General features: G+C 74.8%; 14 protein-coding genes. 4 read left to right on the top strand and 10 right to left on the bottom strand.

The window, feature by feature from the left end; genetic code table 11:
- Nucleotides 1–63 precede the first annotated feature (63 nt).
- Complete coding sequence (locus ACIP5K_RS23910; RefSeq protein WP_401412461.1) at nucleotides 64–471, top strand: CoA-binding protein; 408 nt, start codon at nucleotides 64–66, stop codon at nucleotides 469–471.
- A gap of 120 nt (nucleotides 472–591) precedes the next feature.
- Here ACIP5K_RS23910 and ACIP5K_RS23905 read toward each other — a convergent pair whose 3' ends face one another.
- Nucleotides 592–807, bottom strand: a complete 216-nt coding sequence (locus ACIP5K_RS23905) for a hypothetical protein (RefSeq protein ID WP_401412458.1) — start codon at nucleotides 805–807, stop codon at nucleotides 592–594.
- 203 nt (nucleotides 808–1,010) lie between these two features.
- Here ACIP5K_RS23905 and ACIP5K_RS23900 point away from each other — a divergent pair, with 203 nt between their 5' ends.
- A complete protein-coding gene (locus ACIP5K_RS23900; protein WP_401412456.1) occupies nucleotides 1,011–2,132 on the top strand; it encodes a hypothetical protein in 1,122 nt (373 codons plus the stop codon).
- Here the strand turns inward: ACIP5K_RS23900 and ACIP5K_RS23895 are convergent.
- From ACIP5K_RS23895 to ACIP5K_RS23860, 8 genes are all read right to left on the bottom strand, one after another.
- Nucleotides 2,089–3,327, bottom strand: coding sequence for an amidohydrolase (locus ACIP5K_RS23895; RefSeq protein ID WP_401412454.1), 1,239 nt, complete (start codon nucleotides 3,325–3,327; stop codon nucleotides 2,089–2,091). The genes ACIP5K_RS23900 and ACIP5K_RS23895 overlap by 44 nt on opposite strands.
- Before the next feature lie 76 nt (nucleotides 3,328–3,403).
- Nucleotides 3,404–4,333, bottom strand: coding sequence for an NAD(P)-dependent oxidoreductase (locus tag ACIP5K_RS23890; protein WP_401412453.1), 930 nt, complete (start codon nucleotides 4,331–4,333; stop codon nucleotides 3,404–3,406).
- Entirely contained in the window at nucleotides 4,330–5,250 is a 921-nt protein-coding gene (locus ACIP5K_RS23885; RefSeq protein ID WP_401412451.1) for a class I SAM-dependent methyltransferase, read from the bottom strand. The genes ACIP5K_RS23890 and ACIP5K_RS23885 overlap by 4 nt, the downstream gene beginning before the upstream one ends.
- A 31-nt stretch (nucleotides 5,251–5,281) precedes the next feature.
- The gene (gene fes, locus ACIP5K_RS23880; protein ID WP_401412449.1) at nucleotides 5,282–6,616 is read right to left on the bottom strand and encodes an enterochelin esterase; all 1,335 of its coding nucleotides are present in this window, start codon (nucleotides 6,614–6,616) and stop codon (nucleotides 5,282–5,284) included.
- 164 nt (nucleotides 6,617–6,780) lie between these two features.
- The gene (locus ACIP5K_RS23875; protein WP_401412447.1) at nucleotides 6,781–7,338 is read right to left on the bottom strand and encodes a YbaK/EbsC family protein; all 558 of its coding nucleotides are present in this window, start codon (nucleotides 7,336–7,338) and stop codon (nucleotides 6,781–6,783) included.
- A 43-nt stretch (nucleotides 7,339–7,381) separates the two neighbouring features.
- Nucleotides 7,382–7,954 carry a helix-turn-helix domain-containing protein gene (locus ACIP5K_RS23870; RefSeq protein WP_401412446.1) on the bottom strand — a complete coding sequence of 191 codons (573 nt, stop codon included), beginning with the start codon at nucleotides 7,952–7,954 and terminating at the stop codon, nucleotides 7,382–7,384.
- A 509-nt stretch (nucleotides 7,955–8,463) separates the two neighbouring features.
- Complete coding sequence (locus ACIP5K_RS23865; RefSeq protein WP_401412444.1) at nucleotides 8,464–9,792, bottom strand: MFS transporter; 1,329 nt, start codon at nucleotides 9,790–9,792, stop codon at nucleotides 8,464–8,466.
- A 78-nt stretch (nucleotides 9,793–9,870) separates the two neighbouring features.
- On the bottom strand, nucleotides 9,871–10,488 hold the full coding sequence (locus ACIP5K_RS23860) for a LysE/ArgO family amino acid transporter (protein ID WP_401412442.1): 618 nt from the start codon (nucleotides 10,486–10,488) through the stop codon (nucleotides 9,871–9,873).
- Between the two features lie 69 nt (nucleotides 10,489–10,557).
- On the opposite strand from ACIP5K_RS23860, the gene ACIP5K_RS23855 reads away from it, so the two are divergent.
- Nucleotides 10,558–11,466, top strand: coding sequence for a LysR family transcriptional regulator ArgP (locus ACIP5K_RS23855; RefSeq protein ID WP_401412770.1), 909 nt, complete (start codon nucleotides 10,558–10,560; stop codon nucleotides 11,464–11,466).
- 5 nt (nucleotides 11,467–11,471) lie between these two features.
- Here the strand turns inward: ACIP5K_RS23855 and ACIP5K_RS23850 are convergent, their stop codons facing one another.
- The gene (locus ACIP5K_RS23850; protein ID WP_401412768.1) at nucleotides 11,472–12,254 is read right to left on the bottom strand and encodes an acyltransferase; all 783 of its coding nucleotides are present in this window, start codon (nucleotides 12,252–12,254) and stop codon (nucleotides 11,472–11,474) included.
- A 120-nt stretch (nucleotides 12,255–12,374) separates the two neighbouring features.
- On the opposite strand from ACIP5K_RS23850, the gene ACIP5K_RS23845 reads away from it, so the two are divergent.
- Nucleotides 12,375–12,896, top strand: coding sequence for a gamma carbonic anhydrase family protein (locus ACIP5K_RS23845; protein ID WP_401412440.1), 522 nt, complete (start codon nucleotides 12,375–12,377; stop codon nucleotides 12,894–12,896).
- Nucleotides 12,897–12,916 lie beyond the last annotated feature (20 nt).

The raw sequence follows: 12,916 nt of genomic DNA, 5'->3' as shown, positions 1-12,916 counted from the left end.
CGGAATCCCCGGGCGGGCGGGACGGTTGACGTCACCATCGGCGCCCGCTCACAGGAGGCAGACATGTACGGCGACCAGGACACGGTCCGCACGATCCTCACCGCATCCGGCGACACCTGGGCCGTCGTCGGCCTCTCCTCGAACCGGTCGCGGGCGGCGTACGGCGTCGCCGCCGCGCTCCAGCGCTTCGGCAAGCGGATCGTCCCCGTCCACCCGAAGGCGGAGACGGTCCACGGCGAACAGGGGTACGCCTCGCTCGCCGACATCCCCTTCCCCGTGGACGTCGTCGACGTCTTCGTCAACAGCGACCTCGCGGGCGCGGTGGCCGACGAGGCCGTACGGGCCGGCGCGGGGGCGGTGTGGTTCCAGCTCGGCGTCGTCGACGAGGACGCCTACGAGCGGACGCGCGGGGCGGGCCTGGAGATGGTCATGGACAAGTGCCCGGCGATCGAGATCCCGCGGCTCGGCTGAGCCGCCGCACCGCGCCCGGATCCGGGCACAGGTGCGGGGCTCGGGCGGCCTGCACAGTGCTTCCCCCCACGGAAAGTGCAGGCCGCCCGAGCCCCTGGACAGGTGGCTCTGTTGGGGCGATTACCAGACGGAGTCCATCGGTGCGATCGCCCGGACCGGCTCGTCGGCCGGGACGGTGGGCCGGCTCGGCCCGTTCGCCGACCCGGGGTCGGCGGGCGCCAGCCACACACTGTCGGCACGGGTCGTCGTAGCCGCTCCATGCGCCGACTGCGCGTGCGCCACACCGGCCAGGGTGGCGACGGTGAGGGCGATGAGGGCTCCGATACGGCGTGCCATGTGGGTCATCGTTGTCCTTCCGGGCTCACGAGGTGGGTGGCGCCTGTGAGAAGACTGTTCGCGGAGACCGGGAGGGACCCCACGGATAGAATGTGGCCCATGCGGCGGCGCGGCTGCAACCGAATGCGCTGTCGTCTTGCTGCCTGGCGTACGTACGCCAACAGGCGGCGGGCCGAAGGGCGTTGACCCTGACGGGGGGTTGGGTGGGAGACAGCACCGCACCCGAGGACGCGCGCGGGCGCGCACTGCCGGGGCAGCCGCTGTCGGCGGCGGCCGTCGATCTGTACGGGCGGCTGGCGACCGGCCGGCCCACCGGCCCCGAGGACGGGGAGGCGCTCGCGCAGTTACAGGCCTGGGGCATGGTGGGCGTGCCCGAGGACGGGGCCCGGCCGGTGCCCCTGCCGCCCACCTCGGCCGCCTGGGCGGTCGCCCGGGACGCCCTGGCGCACCTCCGGGACCAGTCCCGGATGCTGATGGAACTGCCGCACGCCGTCGAGCAGTTGGACCTGGCGTTCAGCCAGTCCCGCACCCGGGCCCCCGGGACGGCCGGTTCGGAGTTCCTGTCGGACCGCGTGGAGGTCAACGAACGCATCGGGGCGATCCTCGCGTCCGCCCGCGCGGAACTGCTGGGCGCGCACCCGCACGGGCCGCGCACCCGGGAGCAGATGGACCTCGGCGTGCCGCGCGACACGGCCGCCCTGGAGCGCGGGGTGCACTACCGGACGCTGTATCAGGACGCGGTCCGCGACGACGTGGTGACCTGCGAGTGGGCGTCGACGATGGCGCCGCGCGGCGTCCACTTCCGCACCCTGGCGGACCCCTTCGAGCGGGTCATCATCGTCGACGAACGCGTCGCGGTCATCTCCGACTACGTGGTGCCGGACGCCCCCGAGGGCGCGGCGTGGATCATCACGGACCGGGCCATGGTCGCCTTCTGCAAGCACGCGTTCGAGCAGGAGTGGCGGCGGGCCAGTCCCTGGCACGGACAGCGGCGGGTGCGGGGGCAGAGCCCGGAGGGCGGGCTGCTCAGCCAGTTGCAGCGGGCGATCCTGCGGGCCCTGTCCGAGGGCGAGACCCAGGACGGGGCGGCGCGCAGGCTCCAGGTGTCGACCCGCAAGCTCCAGCGGGAGCTGGACCTGGTCCGCGCCGCGTGGGCGCTGCCGCAGGCGACGGTCGCGCAGCTCACCTTCCGGTGGGCGACGTCCCCGGAGCGCGAGGCGACGCGCGAGAAGGCCGCCTGGCGCCGCTCGCTGGCGCCGGGCGGCGAGGGCGGGCTCCCGGTCAATCGCCCAGCCACTCCAGCGCGGCCGTCGTCAGCGCCGTGACGCCGGTCGTGAGGGTCGGCTCGACGAGCGGCGCGAAGAACGGGGAGTGGTTGGACGGGATGTCCCGGTCGGCCGTGCCGGCCTTCCGGGCCGCCGCCACCTGCTCCGGGTCGAGGCCGCCGAACATCCAGTAGCACAGCGGCGCCCCGGAGTCGGTGGCGAACAGGCCGACGTCCTCGCTGCCGGTGACCGGGCCCATGTCGAAGACGCGGTCCGGGCCGAGGGCGGTGCGCAGGGCGGTCATCGTGCGGTCGGTCGCGGCCGCGTCGTTGGTGAGGACCGGGAAGCTGTCCAGCGCGGTGATCTCCGGGTCGCGTTCGGCGCCGGACGCGGCGGCCTCGGCGCGCACGATGCGCTCGACGGCCGCGAGGACGCGGGTGCGGGTGTCACCGCCGTAGGTGCGGATGTTGAGCTTCAGTTCGGCGCGGTCGGGGATGATGTTGGCCTTCGTGCCCGCCTGGAGGGAGCCGACGGTCAGGACGGCGGTCTCGGCGCCGGGGACCTCGCGGGCGACGACCGTCTGGAGGCGCAGCACGGTCGCCGCGGCCATCACCACCGGGTCGATCGCGGCCTCGGGCCGGGAGCCGTGGGCTCCCTTGCCGTGCAGGACCACCTGGAGCGAGTCGGCGGCGGCGAACGACGCGCCCGCGTGCCAGCCGACCGTGCCCGCGGGCAGCGGTGCCACGTGCTGGCCGAGGACCACGTCGGGGCGGCCGAACCGGTCGAGGAACCCGTCGTCGAGCATGGCGCGGGCGCCCTGGGCGATCTCCTCGGCGGGCTGGAAGACGGCGACGATCCGGCCGGACCAGGCGGCGCGCGCGTCGGCGAGCAGCCGCAGGGTGCCGAGCAGGCAGGTGACGTGCATGTCGTGGCCGCAGGCGTGCATCACCCCGTCGGTCCTCGACGCGTAGTCGAGTCCGGTGCGTTCGCGGACCGGCAGGGCGTCGAAGTCGGCGCGGAGCAGGACGGTGGGGCCCGCGCCGTTGTCGAGGGTCGCGACGACGCCCGTACGGCCCACGCCCTCGGTGACCTCGTAGCCGTGGCCGCGGGCGCGCCGGGCGACCTCGGCGGCGGTCCTGGTCTCCTCGAAGGAGAGTTCGGGGTGGGCGTGCAGATCGCGGTAGAGGTCCGCGAGGCCGGGGAGCAGGGCCGGGAGGCCGTCGAGCACGGCGGGGGTCGTGGGCTGCTGGGTCATGGGTCCTCCGGCGCCGGACGGACCGGGGTCCGGCGCGTGGGTCGCGTGCGGATGGGGCGGAGGGCGCGGGGCCCGCTCAGGGCCGGTCGTGGTGCCGGTCGCGGTGCTGCCGGTCGTCGGCCGCGTCGAAGGAGGCGTAGTAGGCGGCGGCCATGTCCTCGTCGCCGTGGCCCTGCTCGGCGGCGCGGGCCAGCCGGGCCGCGCTCGCCTCCGCGACGTCGAGGCGGACGCCGCCGGCGCGGCCCGCCTCCACGATGAGCCGGGCGTCCTTGGCGGCCGTGTCCACGGCGAACTGGGCCGGGGTGAGCCGGTCCTCCCGCACCAGGTCGGCCTTCATCCGCAGGTACGGCAGGTCGAGGCCGCCGCCCGCGATGGCGTCGAAGAAGTGGTCGGGGTCGACGCCGAGCGCCTCCGCGAGGGCGAGGACCTCACCGGCGGCGTTGGTCGCCGCGAGCACCCAGCTGTTGGCGACGAGCTTGAGGCGGGTGGCGCTGCCCGCGGCGCCGTCCTCGCCGGTCCACACGGTGCGGGTGCCGACGGCGTCGAGGACCGGGGCGATCGCGGCGCGGTGGGCGGTGGGCCCCGCCGCGAGGACGAGCAGCTCGCCCTGCTCGGCGGGGCGGCGGGTGCCGAGCACGGGGGCGTCGAAGAAGACGAGCCGGTTGCGGTCGGCGAAGTCGGCCAGCCGGGTGATCGCCTCGACGCCGGCGGTGGTGGACTGCATCCAGGCGGCCCCGGGGCGCAGCCCGTCGGCGGCCCGGGTCATCACGTCCAGGGCGGCGGGGCCGTCGTGCAGCATGGTGAGGATCGTGTCCGCGCCGGTGACGGCCCCGGCGGGGGTGTCGGCGACGTGCACGCCGTCGGCGGTCAGGGGTTCGGCCTTGTCCCTGCTGCGGTTCCAGGCGCGGACGGTGTGCCCGGCCCGCGCGAGGGAGCGGGCCATCGCGGCGCCCATGATGCCGGTGCCGAGGACCGCCACGGTCCGCTGGTCGGTCGGTGCGCTCATGCCTTCGACTCCCTGGTGTGTGTCCGGTGCCCGTCCTCACTGTGCCGCGCGCCGGGTGATCGCGTCGAGCCGGGGCGGGCGGCGCGGTCCGTGCGCCGGGCGAGCCGGAGTTCCGTCGGGTACCGCTCGGTGACGGTGCCGCCGTGGTCCCGGTCGATCAGGCGGCCGATGCTGTCGAGCAGCGCGGCGCGGGCGTCCGGGGCGAGCGCGCGGGTGCCGGAGTGGGTGCGCAGCAGGTCGAGGTACTGGCGTGTGGTGTAGGTGAGGTCGCGGAGGTGGCGGCGGTAAACGGCCGGCTCGAACAGGTCGGCGCCGGGCAGTGTGGCGTTGTGCTGCGGGACGGTCCGGCCGGGCGCCTCCTGGCTGTCGTACGGGATGTCGTCCGCGGCGGTCGGGTGCAGGCCGGGCGGGGTGGCGGGGTCGAAGCGTTCGTAGCGGTCCTGTACGTCGGCGAAGAACTGTCGGGAACCGCCCGCGACGTGGTGGGTGGCGAGGATCGCGAGGAAGCCGCCGGGGCGCAGCGTGGCGGCGGACCTGGCGACGCGCACGGCGGGGTCGAGCCAGTGGAAGGAGGTCGCGGCCAGGACCAGGTCGTAGGGCTCGGGGGGCAGCGGCCAGTCCTCGAACGCGGCGACGTGGACGGTGGCGCCCGGGTGCCCGGCCAGGTTGCGGCGGGCCACGGCGGCCAGTTCGGCGCCGAGTTCGACGGCGTCGATCCGGCAGCCGCGCTCGGCGAGCGGCACGGTCGCCCGGCCGGTGCCGCAGCCCGCCTCCAGGACGCGGCAGCCGGGCCGGATCCCGGCGAGGGCCGCCAGGTCGGCGTAGACCTGGGGCGGGTGGCCGGGGCGGGCCCGGTCGTAGGTCTCGGCGGCCTCGGTGAAGGTGCGGCGCAGGCGTGCTCGGTCGGAGTCGGTCATGCGGGCACGGTACGGAGTGGGGGTGGGGTACCTAGGCGGACGCGGGTCCCAGGAGGCGGATCAGGGCGTCGGCCAGGGCGATGTGCCAGCAGGCCTGGTCGTGGCCGCCGTTGAACTCGTTGCGGGTGACGCGGTAGCGGGCCGAGTGCAGGGTGTCGTAGAGGGAGCGGCAGTGGTCGAGGGTGGCGCCCTCGTGCAGGCCGACGTCGAGGTGCACGGTGATCGGGCGCGGTGCGGCGGCCGCGTACCGGGCGACCAGCCAGGGCGTGCCGAGGACGGGGGCGCGCACGCCGGGCGGCAGTTCGGGCCGCCACCACAGGGACGGCGACTGCGCGACGACGTGGCCGAAGCGGTCGGGGCGCAGCCGGCCGGCGTGCAGGGCGGCCGTGCCGCCGAGGCCCTGGCCCGCGACGACGGTACGGGCGGGGTCCCCGACGGCGACGGGCACGCGGGCGGCCGCCCAGGGCAGCAGTTCGTCGGCGAGATAGGTCACGAAGGCGTCCCGGGCGCCGAGTTCGCGGTCGCGGGTGTGCCGGTCGACGGCGTCCGGCGCGAGGACGACGAGCGGTGGCAGCCGCCGGTCGGCGATGAGCAGGTCGAGGGTGCGGTGCAGTCCCGCACGGCCGAACCACAGGTCGCCGTCGCACAGGACGAGCGTGGGCAGCGGGGTGCCGGACGGGGGCGCGCCGGGCGGGGTGTAGACGAGGACGTCGCGGAATCCGTCGAGCGCCGCGGCGGGCGCACGGTGCCGTTCGACGCGGCCGGCCGGCACGGCGGCGGCGCGCCCCGCCGGGGCCCACGGCGCGACGGGCGCCTGCGGCAGCGCGAAGACGGAGCTGCTCGCGGCGCCCCAACGCGTGGGGCGGGTACGGGGGTTGAAGGGGTCCTCGGCGGTGTGGGCGGCCAGCGAGCGCAGCCGTTCCTGGAGGATGCCGGGGTCGGCGGGCGGTTCCTTGGCCGAGATGTCGGCGGCGAGCCGGTAGGAGCCCCGGTGGTCGGCGCGCAGCCGCACTCCGAGGTGCCAGACGTCGGTCCCGGGTATCCGTTCCAGGAGGGAGCCCGCCAGGTGGTCGCGGTCGACGAGGCCGTTCGCCGTGAGCAGCACCTGCCGGGTGGCGCGGTGTCCGCGCCACAGGAAGGTGACCACCCGGTGGTCGGGGGCGTCGGCGGCCTCCTCGACGAGCGGGGTCCCGCGCCGGGCCGCCTCCTGCCAGAACTCCTCGACGAGCTGCTCCCGTGGCGCCGCTCCGGCGTCGGCCAGGGCCGCCGTCAGCCGGGCGATCCGGGGCCCGGTGACCCGGGCCGGCCGGTGGTCCGGCGGGGCGGCGGCGGGTGGGGCCGTGGACTCGGCGAACTGGGTGCGCATGGCTCCCCTTCCCGTCGACGCGCGCCCTCGGCGCGTTCCCGGGCAGCGCGGGGCGGACGGGAGGGGTCAACGTCAGTGTCAGCGGATTCAGTAAGGATAGCCTAAGCTAACCACATGTCCGCTGACTATCCGGGACCGTGCGGGACTGTCCGGGACCGTGCGGGTCAGCCGATGCCGAGCCCCTCCAGGACGACCGCGCCGGGGAGTTCGGCGAGGGCCTTGCCGGGGACGATGAGCTTGCCGCGGCGGGCGCCGCTGCCGATCAGGACGTGCGGGAGGTCGGCGACGGCGGCGTCGACGAGGACCGGCCAGGAGGCGGGCAGCCCGATCGGGGTGATGCCGCCGTATTCCATGCCGGTCTCGCCGACGGCGGTGTCCATCGGGGCGAACGACGCCTTGCGCGCGCCCAGTCGGCGCCGTACCGCGCCGTTGACGTCGACCTTCGTCGTGGAGAGCACGACGCAGGCCGCGAGGGTGCTCTCGCCGCCGCGCCGGCCCGCGACGACCACGCAGTTCGCGGACCGGTCGAGGAGGTCGGGGCCGTAGTGCTCGACGAACGTGGCGGTGTCGGCCCACTCCGGGTCGGTGTCGACGTGGACCAGGTCCCGCGCGGGCACCGCGCCCCGCCAGTGCCGGACGGCGTCGGCGACGGGAGGGACGAGCAGGTCGAGGGCCTCGGGGGCCGGCCGGACGTGGGCGAAGTCTCCGATGGGTGCAAGCATGGCGGCACGCTAACAGCCGCCGTGGGCCTGCGATCCGGGCGTCTCAGCGGACGAACGGCACCGATACGGCCATGATCATCCGGGTCTCCACCGTGCCGTCGTTGCGGTACTCGTGCGGGGTGTTCGCCTCGAAGGTGACGCTCGCGCCCTCCGGGACCCGGTGCGGGACGCCGTCCACGACCAGGGTCAGCTCGCCGGCCGTCACGTGGACGAGCTCGACGGTGCCGTCCGGGTGCGGGTCGGAGGGGCTGCCCTCGTGCGGGAGCAGCAGCCAGTCCCACATCTCCAGGGGGCCCGGGGCCTCCGTCCCGGCGAGCAGCCGGTGGTAGCTGCCGGCCTCCGTGGACCACAGGCGCACCGTCTGCTCCGCGGGCACGATGCGCACCTTCGGACCCTGTTCGTAGTCGAGCAGGGTGGTGATGCTGACGCCGAGCGCGTCGCCGATCTTGACGACGGTGCCGATGCTCGGGTTGGTGCGGGCCTGCTCGATCTGGATGAGCATGCCGCGGCTGACCCCGGCCCGGGCGGCGAGCGCGTCCAGGGTGAAGCCGCGCTCGGTGCGCCAGTGCTTGACGTTGCGGGCGAGCGACTGGGTCAGCTGTTCGAGGTCCGACACGTTCCGTCCAGGGTTGGTGTGGTGCACTGCGGCGTGCACTGAACTGTACTGCGCCCTCCGCCCCGCCCTGCGTCCCGCGCGCCTCCGTCGTGGCTGGTCGCGCAGTTCCCCGCGCCCCTGAGATGCGCACTGCGTGCGCCATCTCATCAAAGCCCCCCGCCCCGCCGAGGCTCCGCACCAGCCCTCCTCAGGAACACCCACCCCACCGCCCCGCAGGCAAAGACCCCCCAGGGGCGCGAGGACTGCGCGAGAAGAGACCACCGCCCGTCGACTGACAACGAACCCCCCGAGGGGCGCGAGGAACTGCGCGACCAGGCCCCACCGACCCGCAGACAAACACCCATCCAGGGGCGCGAGGAACTGCGCGAGAAGAGGCCACCCACCCGCAGACGACGAACCACCCAGGGGCGCGGGGAACTGCGCGACCAGCCCCCACCGGGCCGCAGGCGAAGAACCATCCCGAAGCGCGGGGAACCACAAGGCCGGCCCGTCGGAGGACGGGGCTCGGATCAGATCCGGTAACGGCGCAGGGCCGGGACGGTGAAGGCCAGGACGAGCATCGCGGCGACGACCAGCACCCCACCCCCGGTGACAGCCTGCCGCGCCCCGAACACCGAACCGGCCGACCCGTGAAGCACATCGGCCAGCCGAGGCCCACCCGCGACGACCACGGTGAAGACACCCTGCATCCGGCCCCGCATCTCATCGGTGGCCGCCGACAGCAGAATCGCCCCGCGGAACACCATGGACACCATGTCGGCGACCCCGGCCACGGCGAGGAAGACCACGGCGAGCCACAGACTCCCGCTCAGCCCGAACCCGGCGATGGCCGCACCCCAGGCGACCACGGCCCCGATCACCATCCACCCGTGCCGCCGCGCCCGCGAGAACGTCCCCGAGAGGAGCCCCCCGGCCACGGCCCCGATCGGGATGGCGGCGAACAGCAGGCCCAGCGCGAGCCCGTCCCCGTACGACCCGTAGGTCTCGGCGGCGAGCTGCGGGAACAGGGCGCGCGGCATGCCGAACACCATGGCGATGATGTCGGCGAGGAAGGACAGCAGCAGCACCTTGTGCGCCGAGATGTACCGGAACCCCTCGACGATCTCGCGCACCCCGGCGCGCCGCTTGACGGCGGCCAGCGGCGGCAGCGCGGGCAGCCGGTAGACGGCCCAGACGGTGACGCAGAGCGCGACGGCGTCGATCAGGTACAGCTCGGGCAGCCCGATCACGGGTATCAGGACACCGGCGAGCAGCGGCCCCACGACCTGGCCGGTCTGCATGACGGTGGAGCCGAGCGCGTTGGCGGCGGGAAGCTGGCCCTCGGGCACGAGCCGGGCGATGGAGGCGTTGCGCGCCGGGGAGTTGAGGCCCCAGAACGCCTGCTGGAGGGCGAGCAGCACCATGAGGACGGCGACGGAGTCGAGCCCGCTGACGGCCTGGAGCCAGAACAGCACCGAGGTCACGGCGATGCCCGAGTTGGTGATGAGGAGCAGCTTGCGGCGGTCGACGCTGTCGGCGACGGCGCCGCCCCACAGGGCGAAGACGATCAGCGGGACGAGCCCGGCGAGGCTCGCGGCGCCGACCCAGGCCGAGGAGCCGGTGATGTCGTAGATCTGCTTCGGCACGGCGACGGCCGTGAGCTGGCTGCCCACGGCGGTGACGATGGTGGAGGTCCACAGCCTCCGGTAGGCGGGGATGCGCAGCGGCCGGGTGTCCATGGCGAAGCGGCGCCAGCCGCTCCGCGGGCCGCTGTCCGTCGGCGGGGCGTCCCCGGCCCGGGGCGCGGTCGGCTCCTGCGGCTCGGATTCCGTGCCGGTACTGCTCTCGCTGGTGTCCACGTACTTCCTGCTTGCTCGGTACATCTATCGGCTGCGGGACCCACTATCGCAGGACCGGCCGCACCCGGGAACAGCGTCTCAGCCCCCGGCGATCAGCAGGGTCCCCATGGTGAGCATGGTGGCGGCGACCAGCCCGTCGAGCACCCGCCAGGCGGCGGGCCTGGCCAGGAGGCGGCCGAGCAGCCGGGAGCCGAAGCCGAGCGCGGCGAACCAGCACACGCTGGCCAGGACCGCGCCGAGGCCGAAGGTCCAGCGCATCGCGCCCTGCCCGGCCGCCACCGACCCGAGCAGGAGCACGGTGTCGAGGTAGACGTGCGGGTTCAGCCAGGTCATGGCCAGGCAGGTCAGGACGGCCCGGCGCCGCGAGCCGCTCGCCGCGCCCTCCGCGCGCAGCGCCTCGCCGGCCGGGGCGATCACCCGCCGGACGGCGAGCGCGCCGTACGCGAGCAGGAACGCTCCCCCGATCCAGCCGACCGCGGTCACCGCCGCGGGGTGGGCGGCGACGAGCGCGCCCACCCCGCCGACGCCCAGCGCGATGAGCGCCGCGTCCGACACCGCGCAGATGCCGACGACGGCGAGCACGGCGTCGCGCCGGACGCCCTGGCGCAGGACGAAGGCGTTCTGCGCCCCGATGGCGACGATGAGGGAGAGACCGGTACCGAAGCCGGCGAGCGCGGCGGAGAGAGAGGCGTGCATCGCACCGACGCTACGGATGCGATCACTACACGTACAGCTAAAGATTCTTACGTAACATTAGTGCTCGTGATGATTCCGGAATTGCCCCTCGATCAGGTCAGGACCTTGCTGGCGGTGGTCGACGCGGGCACGTTCGACGCGGCGGCGGCGGCGCTGCACGTGACGCCGTCGGCGGTCAGCCAGCGCGTCAAGGCCCTGGAGCAGCGCACCGGCCGGGTGCTGCTCGTGCGGGCGAAGCCGGTCCGGCCCACCGAATCGGGCGCGGTCGTGGTCCGGTACGCGCGTCAGCTCGCCCGCCTGGAGCGCGACGCGTACGCCGAACTGGGCCTGACCACCGAGGAGGAGGCGCCGACCCGGGTCTCGGTCGCGGTGAACGCGGACTCGCTGGCCACCTGGTTCCTCGGCGCGCTGCACCGGGTGGACCGGACCCCGCAGGTCTGTTTCGAGCTGCACCGCGAGGACGAGGCGAACACCGCGGAGCTGCTGCGCGAGGGCCGGGTGATGGCGGCGGTGACCTCGTCGCCCGAGCCGGTGACGGGCTGTTCGGTGCGCGCGCTCGGCCGGATGCGCTATCTGGCGGCGGCCAGCCCCGATTTCGCCCGCCGCCACCTCGACGGCCCGCTCGCCGACGCCCTCGTCCGGGCGCCGGTGCTGACCTTCGACCGCAGCGACGACCTCCAGGACGCGTTCGTCCGGGGCCTGCGCCGCGGGCGCGGCGGCGCGGGACCGCTCCGGCACGCGGTGCCCACGTCGGAGGGGTTCCTGGAGTCCGTCGCGCTGGGCCTTGGCTGGGGCATGCTGCCCGAGGGGCAGGCCGAGCCGCTGTTCCGCTCGGGACGCCTGGTGCGGCTCGCCCCGGATCTGCCGGTGGACGTCCCGCTCCACTGGCAGCAGTGGAAGCTGGACTCCCCGGCGCTCGCCGCGGTCGCCGCCGCCGTGACGTCGGCGGCGGCCGACGCCCTGCGCGGGAGTCCGTAGCCGGCTCAGCCGGTGGCGTCCCGGCCGGTCTCCTCCAGGGCGGCGAGCGCCACCAGCTGCTCCGAGGTCACGTCCGCCGGGATCGGCCGCGGCGCGGGCGTGCGCAGCGGCGGCTGCCAGCCCGCCTCCTTGTCCCAGGTGCGCACGACCCGGGCGGGCGCCCCCGCCACCACCGCGTGGTCGGGGATCTCGCCGCGCACGACGGCACCGGCCGCGACGACGACGTTCCGCCCGATGCGGGCGCCGGGCAGGATCACGGCGTTGGTCCCGATCCAGCAGCCTGGGCCGATCTCCACCGGCTCCATCCGCGGCCACTGCCGCCCGATGGGCTGGTCCGGGTCGTCGTAGGAGTGATTGGTGGAGGTGATGTAGACGTGGGGGCCCATGTAGACGTCGCGTCCGATGGTCACCGTGGTGTCGGCGACGACGTGGCTGCCGCGGCCGATGACGACGCCGTCGCCGATGGTCAGGATGGGGTCGGGGCCGAGGTCGAGGCCGGGCATCAGGCCGGCCGTCAGCGTGACCTGCTCGCCGACGATGCAGTGGGCGCCGAGCCGGATCCACGCCTCCCCGAACAGGGTGCCCTGCGGGAAGGCGAGCCGGGTGCCCTCGCCGATCGCGCCGAACGGGTGGCCGCCGCGCTGCTCCGCCGTGACCGCTCCCCTGCGCTGTATCCAGCGCCAGCCCGCCTGCACGGCCCGATGGGCGAGGCCGCCGCGGCCGCCGGGGCGGCTCCGGCCGTCCTTGGCGCCCTGGACGTCCGGGGACGAGAACACGTTCCAATGCATCGGCACGGCGCCACGTTACTCACCCGTACCGTCCGCCCCCACCTCACCGGCCTGTGATCTTCACCCCACAGGTACGGTTCGCTCAGGCGCGACACCACCCTCGGTCAACAAGGAGCAGGCATGGCCCACGAGGCACTCGTCACCGGGTTCGGCGACCACGAACCGACGCTGGACCAGGAGGCGTTCGCGGCGCCGATGGCCACGCTGATCGGCGACGTCACCCTGCGCGCGGGCGCGAGCGTCTGGTACGGCGCGGTGCTGCGCGCGGAGTTCGAGCCGATCGTGCTCGGCACCGACAGCAACGTGCAGGACAACTGCACGGTCCACGTCGACCCGGGTTTCCCGGTGACGATCGGCGCGCGCGTCTCGGTCGGGCACAACGCGGTGCTGCACGGCTGCACGATCGAGGACGACTGCCTGATCGGCATGGGCGCCACGGTGCTCAACGGCGCGGTGATCGGCGCGGGTTCCCTGGTGGCGGCCCAGGCGCTGGTGCCGCAGGGCATGGTGGTGCCGCCCGGTTCGCTGGTGGCCGGGGTCCCGGCGAAGGTGAAGCGCGAGCTGACGGAGGAGGAGCGCGAACTGGTCACGCTGAACGGCACCCACTACGTCGAGCTGTCGAAGATGCACCGCGCCCTGTGACGGCGCCCGCCGGGGCGCGG

Origin of the sequence: Streptomyces sp. NPDC088785, assembly GCF_044750685.1 — a bacterium.
Lineage (GTDB): Bacteria > Actinomycetota > Actinomycetes > Streptomycetales > Streptomycetaceae > Streptomyces.
This window is presented reverse-complemented; position numbering and strand designations above follow the sequence as displayed.